5 protein-coding genes and 1 pseudogene are annotated in these 6017 nt (G+C 71.0%); 4 read left to right on the forward strand and 2 right to left on the reverse strand.

Going from position 1 to position 6017, the window contains the following annotated elements:
* Positions 1 to 459, forward strand: a pseudogene (locus tag VIB55_RS15445) (hypothetical protein); the annotation flags it as partial.
* A 189-nt stretch (positions 460 to 648) separates the two neighbouring features.
* Here VIB55_RS15445 and VIB55_RS15450 read toward each other — a convergent pair.
* On the reverse strand, positions 649 to 1143 hold the full coding sequence (locus VIB55_RS15450) for a hypothetical protein (RefSeq protein ID WP_331877556.1): 495 nt from the start codon (positions 1141 to 1143) through the stop codon (positions 649 to 651).
* A 133-nt stretch (positions 1144 to 1276) separates the two neighbouring features.
* Here VIB55_RS15450 and VIB55_RS15455 point away from each other — a divergent pair, with 133 nt between their 5' ends.
* The 3 genes from VIB55_RS15455 (at position 1277) to VIB55_RS15465 (ending at position 5027) form a co-directional block, all read left to right on the forward strand.
* Complete coding sequence (locus tag VIB55_RS15455; protein WP_331877557.1) at positions 1277 to 2233, forward strand: histone deacetylase; 957 nt, start codon at positions 1277 to 1279, stop codon at positions 2231 to 2233.
* A 163-nt stretch (positions 2234 to 2396) separates the two neighbouring features.
* The gene (locus VIB55_RS15460; protein ID WP_331877558.1) at positions 2397 to 3623 is read left to right on the forward strand and encodes an ISH6 family transposase; all 1227 of its coding nucleotides are present in this window, start codon (positions 2397 to 2399) and stop codon (positions 3621 to 3623) included.
* Between the two features lie 390 nt (positions 3624 to 4013).
* Entirely contained in the window at positions 4014 to 5027 is a 1014-nt protein-coding gene (locus VIB55_RS15465; protein WP_331877559.1) for an alpha/beta hydrolase, read from the forward strand.
* Positions 5028 to 5310: 283 nt separating this feature from the next.
* Here the strand turns inward: VIB55_RS15465 and VIB55_RS15470 are convergent.
* A partial coding sequence (locus tag VIB55_RS15470; RefSeq protein WP_331877560.1) for an adenosine deaminase family protein occupies positions 5311 to 6017 on the reverse strand: 707 nt, incomplete at its 5' end.

Consider the following 6017-nt stretch of genomic DNA (forward strand, 5'->3'; position numbering starts at 1 on the left):
GCGCAGGACACGCTCGTGGGGCTGATCTACTTCCATCCCGAGACGCACGCGGTCAGCGCCGCCGACCTGTTCACGCTGGCCGCCGCCGACGCGGAGCGGACACACGGCCCTCCGTTCTGCCGCAAGCGCGACGTGGCGGTCTGGACGATGGAGAACATGATCCTGGAGATTCGCCTCCGCCGCCCCCGCGGCGACGGGGCGCCGGGTTCCGAGGTGCGGTACACGCGGCCTGGATACGAGGCGGAGATCGCCCGCCGCTCCGCGCCCGCGCGCACGGCGAGCTCCCCGCGTCCCGCCACGCCGCGCCCTGAGCGCGGGCCGCGCTTGCTGGGTGCGCCGGTGCAGCCCGCTACGCCCGCAGCGGCGCCAGCGGTGGAGCCCCAGCCCACGCCCACGCCGGCTCCCGCGGACCCGGCCGCGCCGGTCGTGTCCGCGCACGTTCTGTCGGCCTGCGCCTGATCGCGGTCGACGACGCAGGATGCTGGACGTTTGACAGATGGCGGCTCGCGTGGCGCAGCTTCGGAACCGCGTACGATGGCTCATGGGGCAGCTGCGGCGCCTGGAGACGGCAGCCGGGTGACGCCATCGCTCAACGACGAAACGGGCCTGCACCGGAAGGGTGCAGGCCCGTTTTCGTCGCGTGGGCCGCTACCCGATGGTGCCGCCCGTCGCCGTGCCGCCGCCGGCGTTGTTGCCGGTCCCGGCGTCCAGCCCCAGGCTCTTCGGAAAGACGTCCTCGTCGCCCAGTCCGCTGGTGCCGCCCCCGCCGATGTCGCTCGAGGCGATCCCCGCGTCTCCGTCCGGACCGTCGGTCAGGCCGCTTCCCGCGTTGCCGCCCGTTCCCGCCGCGCCCGCGTATCCGCCCGCCCCGCTGGTGTGCCCGCCGTGGCCACCACCCGAGCCGCCGGCGCTGCCCAGCTCGCCAGATGCCTGCTCGTCGCTGGCGCGATCTGAGCCGTCGTTCGCGGGCGGCCCGCCCAGGTCGCGCCCTCCGGCGCCGCCGCCGAACCCGCCCAGGTCACCGCCCGACGCACCGCTGGCGCTGCCGCCCAGGTCGCCGCCGCCCTCGGGGGCCGCGCCACCGCGTCCGCCGCCGAATCCCTGGCCGCCGCTGCCGCCAACCGTCTCGCGTTCGTCTCGCATCGCATCCTCCGCGCGGTGGTGAATGTCAGGGCGGGGGAGACATGCAAGGCCCCGGCCCATCGCCGGGCAGCATTGCCGTATCCCCGCGCCGCCGCATATTGGGCAGCGACCCCGCAGCCGGAGCCCGGATCGTTTGAAGACCACCGCCTTCGTCAGCCACGAAGACTGTTCCCGCCACGACACGGGCTGGAGCCATCCCGACCACCAGGGGCGCCTTCCGGCCATCGTCCGGGCGGTGCAGCGCGACATGGTGTCGCTCTGGGAGCCGCTGCTGCAGCTGGAGGCCGTGCCCGCGACGGACGAGGACCTGTCCCTGATCCACACGCCGGAGCACGTCGCGCGCGTTCGCGAGGTGGCGGCTGATGCGGCGCAGAGTGAGGAAACGCTGGAGCTGGACGGCGTTCCCGTGTCCGGCGCCTCGTGGGACGCCGCGCGCGCCTCGGCCGGGGCGGTCCTGACGGCGGTGGATGCCGTGCTGGCGGGGGAGGCGCACAACGCCTTCGCCCTGTCCCGCCCACCCGGCGCCGGCGCCTGGGCCGACGGGCCGGGTGGATTCGGGCTCTTCAACACCGTGGCCATCGGCGCGCGGCACCTGCGGGAGCGGCATGCGGCGGCCCGCGTGCTGGTGGTGAGCTGGGGCGTGCGCCCGCCGCTCGCGCTTGCACGCCTGCTGGCGGATGACGAGGGGATCGGGTTGATCTCCATCCACCAGCACCCGCTCTCGTTTCCCACGCCGGACCCGTCCGCCGCCGAGCATCCAGAAGTCGCCGGCGCAGCGCTGTCCCCGGGGAGCGGGGGCGAGGAGTTCGAGGAGGCCCTTCGCGCCGCGCTGGGGGCCGTCCCGCCTGCCGAGTCGCCGGATTTCGTGCTGCTGGCGGCGGGGTTCGACATTCTGGACGCCGATCCCGTGGGCCAGCTCGCTGTGGAGCCCGACGAGGTGTACGCCATCACCCTCGCGTTGCGTGAGTGGGCGGACGAGCGCGCGGGCGGGCGCCTGGTCTCGGTGCTCGAGGGCGGATACGCGGCCGCGGAAACCGCGCGTGCGGTCGTGCAGCACCTGCACGCGTTGGCGGGGCTGCCGCCGGGGTGAGGGGGCGGATTTCATCGAGTTCGGCTGGTCGGCGCATGCTCCTGGCGCCCCCCATCCCCAACCCTTCCCCCGCAAACTGCGGTAGTGTTCGATATACTTGACATGGGGTGAAAAAACAGAAGCATGAGGCACCACACCCAACGCAAAGAAAGGGCGGTGCACCATGCTCCTGTCGGTGAACACCATTGTCCACCTGTACATCAAGGTACAGCTGGAGGAAGTGACGATCAACAGCCTCGCGGAGTGGGCCTTCGCGAGGCGGGCGGAGCTCATGCGCATGCTGCTGGAGCCGCTCGTGGAGCTCGCGCAGAAGGAGTGGCTGGACCGCGTGGAAGCGGGAGCGGCCGAGATGGTGTGCACCGCCTGCGGCGTCGTGCACCAGGGAGGGAAGAGCTGGGTACGCCGGGGCAGCCGGCCACGGACCGTGAAGACGAGCAGCGGCGAGATCGAGCTCGCGCTGGTCCAGGTCACCTGCCGGGAGTGCGGCAAGACGCGCGCACCGTGCATGGAAGGCCTCGGGATGGAGCCGCGGCGCCAGTGCACGCGGGAACTGACGCGCAAGCTGGTGGAGCGGGTCTACGACACGAGCTACCACAAGAGCGTGCAGACGGCGCGGGACTGCATGGGCGTGGGTGTCGCGGCGTCCACGCTGCACCGGCTGGTCCAGGAGTCAGCGGCGCGGGTGGAGCTTACGCCCGACCCGGAGTGCGAGGTGGTCATGGCCGATGGAACGCCGGTCCGGGCGGGTGAACGGATGCGTTCGGGTACGCGCGTGGAGCATGAGGAGCTGCGGCTTGCGGTCCAACTGATCGGGCGCACCGACGAGGATACCGATCGGCCCAAGGCACAGCTTCGGCTGATCGGGCTGGGCGTCGGGCTCAGGACCTGGCCCGTGGTGCTCCCTGGTGACACTCGGACCAAGCTCATCGTCACGGATGCCGAGCCGGCGCTGGTGCCACACGTTCGCGATCAGTACCCGCAGGCGCGGCACCAGATGTGTGAGTGGCACATCGCGCACACGCTCGACTGGCCGCTGCGGAAGGACGGCGTGGGCCTGAAGCAGCGACGGCGCTTGCAGGACGAGTTGCACTCGATCATCTGGGGCAAGCGGAGCCAGGCCGAAAAGCGGGCGCTGTACGACGCGTTCATCGAACGTCTGTCATGCAGTCCGAGCGCGCAGTACCAGCTCCGCCAGGCGGCGTCGAGGATCCTCTACGACGAGCCTTCGAGCGAGACGACCACGAGCCTGATCGAGCGGCAGATGCGCGAGGTGGACAGGCGGGCAGAGATCGGCGCGCGGTGGTCCACCCGCGGAATCAGGAATCTGATGCTGCTCCGGATGTGCCGGACGCACAACGTAGCCGATTACGCGCGCGTCTGGATGTGCTGATCGACTTTCACCAGCCTTGGGTGCCTCGGGCTGATGTCAAGAAGATCGAACACTACCCAAACTGCGCGGGGGAAGGGAGCCAGCCCGAGGCGCTCCGGTGGGTGCCGTGCGGGCCCGGCTATCCTGGGGGGCTTCGGTGTGGTTCGATCGGTCCGGCGCAGTCCCCGGCTGCCCTCACCCCCGGCCCCTCTCCCGCAAGTGGGAGAGGGGAGAATTCGATTGCGCTTCGGCAGGTGCCGTGTGCGTGCAGGTGAAGTTCCTGAGGGACGCCCCTTTGCTCGTAATCGTTCCCTCATCGTTCGCCTGCAACGGTTGATCGACTCGCCTGGATCGTATGGCTTGAGCGCGACGAGAGGCGCGCGCTCGGACCACAACCAGGCAACTACGACGATGAATACGAACCTTTCTCTTGCCGCGTGGCGCGTGGCCGCTGGATTCGCCCTGATGCTCGCGGGAGCGGCCGTGGTGCCGGCCTGCGCTCAGGCTCCTCGCGATGCCATCGCCGCCGGCGCGTTCGCGTACGACCGCGCCGCCCCGCTGGACCTGCGCGACTCGCTGGAAAGCGTCGACGGCGACGTGGAGGTGCACGCCATCAGCTTCGCCAGCCCGCGCGGGGGGCGCGCGACAGGGCTGCTGTTCGTGCCTCGGGGCGGCGCGGCGCGGAAGCCGGGAATCGTGCAGCTGCACGGCGCCCCGGGGAGCGCCCGGTCCATCGCCGCGGGCTCGCTGCGGCTGGCCAAGCGCGGTGCGGTGCTGATCTCCGTGGACGCCCCGTTCGCCCGGCGCGCCGGGCAGATGGTGACGTTCACCGAAGCCGACAGCGCCGACCACGTGCAGCTGATCGTGGATCTGCAACGCGCGGTGGACGTGCTGCTGGCGCGGAGCGACGTGGACCCGGCGCGCATCGCCTTCGTCGGAGGGAGCTACGGCGGCGCGGTGGGCACCATGTACGCGGCCGTGGACCCTCGCCCCGCGGCGTACGTGCTGTTCGTGCCCGACGGAGGGATGGTGTCGCACGTGACGGATGCGCAGGGGCGGCGCGGCGAGCAGCTTTCCGGGATGCCGGACGCGGAGTGGAACCGCTGGGTGGCGGCCATGCGGCCGGTGGAGGGCATCGGCTACATCGCCCGGGCGAAGCCGGGGAGCATCCTCTTCCAGAACGGCCGCACGGACCCGTTCGTCCCCGCCTACAAGGCCGAGGCGCTGCACCGCGCCGCCGGTTCGTCGCACACGGTCCGGTGGTACGATTCCGGACACCGCCTGCCCGAGCAGGCCGCCGTGGACCGCTACCAGTTCCTGCACGAGCGCATCGGCACGGCGCCGGTGACGGCGGAGGAGCGCGCGGCGGCCGCGGCCGCGCCGGCCCCGTCGGACCCGGTAGGGGGAGGCGTGCGGCGCGGGTGATGGAGGTTGGCTGGCGAGGGAAAAGGAACGGACCGGTCCCCATCCAGAGGCCGGTCCGTTTCGTCGATGCCGCTGTTCGTGTCCTCAGGATTGTGACCGCTGCCGCGCCCCGGTTTTGGACGTGCCCTCGGCTAGATCCTTCGGCGCGCTGAGGATCTGCCGCGGGCCGGTGTCGTTCGCTTGCGCCTCTGGATGACAGACTCGCGTGTTCGTGTTGCTCCTTCGGCGAATTCTCCCCTCTCCGCGCGCAGTTTGCGCGGGGAGGGGCCGGGGGAGGAACGCCCTACGCCGCGAGCGACGCGATCTCTGCCCGGACCCGCGCCAGCATCTCCAGCTTTTGCGCGCGGTGCATGAAGGCGCTGTCGAAGCCCATCAGCGCGATGTCTACCAGCTCGTCCCAGGTGAAGCCCAGGTGCTGGTGCGCGCGCCAGTACTCCTCCGTCACCGTGGTGGCGCTCATCAGCCGGTTGTCGGTGTTCAGGCTGAGCACCAGGCCCGCGTCGTAGTACTGCCGTAGCGGGTGGCTCTCGAAGCTGTCCACCGCGCGCGTCTGCACGTTGCTGGTCAGGCAGATCTCGATGGGAATGCGGAAGTCGTTGACGAAGCGCATCAGGTCCGGGTCCTCGAAGAGGCGCGTCCCGTGGCCGATGCGGTTGGCGCGGCAGTAGTGCAGCGCCTGGTGGATGGACTCGGCCCCGTACGCCTCGCCGGCGTGGATGGTGGCGGCCATGTTCTTGTTGATGACGGTGTAGAACGCGTCCTTGTGCTTCTTGGCCGGGTAGTTGTACTCCGCGCCCGCCAGGTCGAACGCCACCACGCCCCGGTCCTTGTACGCTACGGTAAGGTCCGCCAGGTCGCGCGACGTGGACGGGTCCATGTTGCGGATGCCGCAGATGATGATGGCCGTCTCGATGCCGAAGTCCGCCTTCGCCCGCGCCAGCCCGCGCAGCGGCGCATCCACCGTCTCCGTCAGCGGCAGCCCCTCCTGCG

The organism is Longimicrobium sp., assembly GCF_036554565.1.
Classification (GTDB): domain Bacteria; phylum Gemmatimonadota; class Gemmatimonadetes; order Longimicrobiales; family Longimicrobiaceae; genus Longimicrobium.